Annotated in this window: 2 protein-coding genes; both read right to left on the bottom strand. The window is 72.8% G+C overall.

The features are described 5' to 3' along the window. The coding region (locus VGR06_RS20140; protein WP_327560654.1) for an ABC transporter permease at positions 1-833 on the bottom strand (833 nt) is incomplete at its 3' end. Then, on the bottom strand, positions 830-3,029 hold a 2,200-nt coding region (locus VGR06_RS20135; protein ID WP_327560653.1), incomplete at its 5' end, for an ATP-binding cassette domain-containing protein. The genes VGR06_RS20140 and VGR06_RS20135, both read right to left, overlap by 4 nt.

Below are 3,029 nucleotides of genomic sequence, written 5' to 3'. Positions count from 1 at the left end.
GGGTCGCTGGAGATGAGGTCGGCCCAGGCGAAGGCGTAGTGGGTGGGGAGGTAGTTGCGGAGGTTCTCCAGGGCGGTGATCTGGTCGAGGATCTGGGACAGGATCGAGACGAGGACCGTGCCGCCCACAGCGCCCAGGGGGGCGTCGGTGGAGGCGCTGAGCAGGAGCGCGAGACCGGCCATCCAGGAGAGGTGGATGGCCAGGTAGATGATCGTGAGGACCAGCGCGATCATGGAGTCGCTGAAGGAGATCGCGTCGCCGGTGGGGCTGACGGCTTCGCCGGTACCGTAGAAGGTCACGCCGACGAGGAGGGCGACGCCGGGGAGCAGGGTGATCGCGGCGAAGGAGAGCAGGCCGGAGGTGAGGACCTTCTGGCGGATCAGGCGGTGCCGGGGGATGGGCATGGCCAGCAGGTACTTGAGGCTTGACCAGGAGGCTTCGCTGGCGACGGTGTCGCCGAAGAACAGTGCGATCACCACCGGGAGCAGGAAGCTGCCCGAGGCGAACAGGGTGAACACCACGAAGTTGGGGGCGCTGGCGGTGGCCAGGTCGACGAAGCCGCCGGAGCGGCGGGCGTTGTTGGAGGTGCCGAACTCGAACGCCGCCCAGATGATGAACGGCAGCACCACCAGAAATCCGTACACCAGCTGGGTTCGGCGGCGGCGGAGCTGCCGGGCCAGTTCGACCCGCAGGCGCAGGGTGCGGCCGGCGCGGTAGCCGATCACCGAGCCGTCCGGGGCGATCTCGGTGATCTCGGCCGCGGCGGCGTGCTCGAGCTCGTCGATCGCGGCCGGATCGGTGTGCACGTCGTGTTCGGTGATCTTCTCGGTCACTGGCTCGCGTCCTCTCCGACCAGTTGCAGGAACGCGTCCTCCAGGCGGCGGCGCGGGCCGGCCTGCTCTACCGCGACGCCCGCTTTCACCAGTGCGCCAAGGGCTTGCGAGCGCGGCAGGCCGTCGAGGTTGGCGTGCACGGTGGCGCCGTCCACGGTGACGCCTTCGACGCCGTTGATCGAGCGGAGCACGGTCGCGGCGGCTTCCGGGTCGTCCACCCGGAACGTGGCCTCGCCGCCGCCGGCCACGATCACCTCGACCGACCCGGCCGCGACCAGCCGGCCGCGGTGCATGACCACCACGTGGTCGCAGGTCTGCTCCACCTCGGCCAGCAGGTGGCTGGACAGCAGGACGGTCCGCCCGGTGGCGGCGTAGCGGCGCAGCACCTCGCGCATCTGGTGGATCTGCGGCGGATCCAGCCCGTTGTTGGGCTCGTCGAGCACCAGCAGGTCGGGCAGCCCGAGCATGGCCTGCGCGATGGCCAGCCGCTGCCGCATGCCCTGGCTGTAGGTGCGGACCCGGCGGTGCACCGCGTCGCCCAGCCCGGCGATCTCCAGTGACTCGGCCACATGCGCCTGTGCGGCCGGGCGCCCGGTGGCCGCCCAGTACAGCTCCAGGTTGGCCTTTCCGGACAGGTGCGGGAGGAACCCTGGACCCTCCACAAAGGACCCGATGCGGGACAGCACCGGCGCGCCCGGGTACACCTTGTGCCCGAACACCCGCATGGTGCCGCCGGTCGGGTGCACCAGACCCATCACCATCCGCAGCGTCGTGGTCTTCCCGGCGCCGTTCGGCCCGAGCAGGCCCAACACCTGGCCGCTCTCCACCCGGAACGACAGATCGTCCACCGCGACCACGCCGCCCGGGTACGACTTGGACAGGTTCTCGATCACCAGCGGCACGCCGGTGAGCCCAGGGTCCACGTCCTCGGCGCGGCGCCGCCGGAGAACACCCCAGATCGCGGCCAGCACGCAGACCCCGAACACCACACCGATGCCGATCAGCGGGAAGGCCGGCGGGCCGAGACCCGACCGCGTGCCCGGCACGACCGGAACCTGCAGCGCGTCGCCGGCCAGCGTGATCCGGTACGCGGCCGCCCGCACGGGCGTGGCGTAGGCCTGGTCGGTCGTGCTGATCACCACTTCCACCCGGTGGTCGGCCTCGACCGGCCGGACGATGCCGGGCAGCGTGACGGTGACCGTGGCCGGGCTGCCGTCCGCCGGCAACGTGGGGATGCGGAACGGGGACACGGCCGAGCCCGGCAGCGTGCGCACCCCGTCCGGACCGACGTCGTAGAGCTTCGCGAACAACACCGCGCCCTCCGGCGACGGTGGCGCCAGGGGCAGCGCGGCGACGTCGAGCTTGATCGTGGCGGCGCCGGCGATCAGCAGCTGGGCGTCGAGCTTCTGGCTGCTGAACCGCGCCGACTGGCCGGGCAGGTCCACCGAGACCCGGTTGGCCAGCCGCGAGGAGCTGCCGATCACCGAGCCCAGGCCCGGCATGTTGCTCACCGAGGCCGGGTTCCCGCCCGGCGGGTTCACCACGATCTGCCCCTGGCCGGACAGGCTGAGCGCGCGCCGCTCGGTGGGCGCCCCGCCCTGCAGCCCGGGGTAGGTGCCCGCGGTCACGGTGCGCACGGACGGCGCGCCCTGCGCCCGCAGCGCGCCCTGAACCGCGTACTCGAACCCGGTGCCCGGGTCCCGGCCCTCGCCGCGCAGGTGGAAGGCGAACCAGTCGGCGATCTTCCCGCGCAGCTCCGGCCCCGGCCGGCCGCCGTCGTGTCCGCCGGTGTACCAGACCACCTTCACCGGACCGCGGATCTGCCGGGCGTTGGCGTCGGCCTGGTCCAGCCCGAACAGCGTGTCCTGCTCGCCCTGCACCAGCAGCGTCGGCCGGGTGATCCGGCTGGTGACCGACGCCGGGGAGACCGACCGCAGCAGGTCGACGATCGCCGGGGTGGCCCGGCCGGTGGTGGCCACCTGCGCGTAGGCCTGGCAGATCTCCGGCCGGAACCGCCCGCACGGGTTTCCGTTGGGCACCAACGCACTCGAGGCGCGGCCGGCGTCCGGTGGCGGAGCCGCGTCCACCGGCGGCGTGCCACCCGCCGAGCCCTGCCCGGTGTCCGCCGTGCCAGGCTCGGTCGCGTCCGCCGTCGGGTTGGCCAGGCCCGCCGCGCCCATGCCGGCGGCGAAGAAG

The organism is Actinophytocola sp. (assembly GCF_036002505.1).
Classification (GTDB): domain Bacteria; phylum Actinomycetota; class Actinomycetes; order Mycobacteriales; family Pseudonocardiaceae; genus DASYTH01.
The sequence above is the reverse complement of the archived record's forward strand: the minus strand, read 5'-3'. Positions and strand labels throughout refer to the sequence as shown.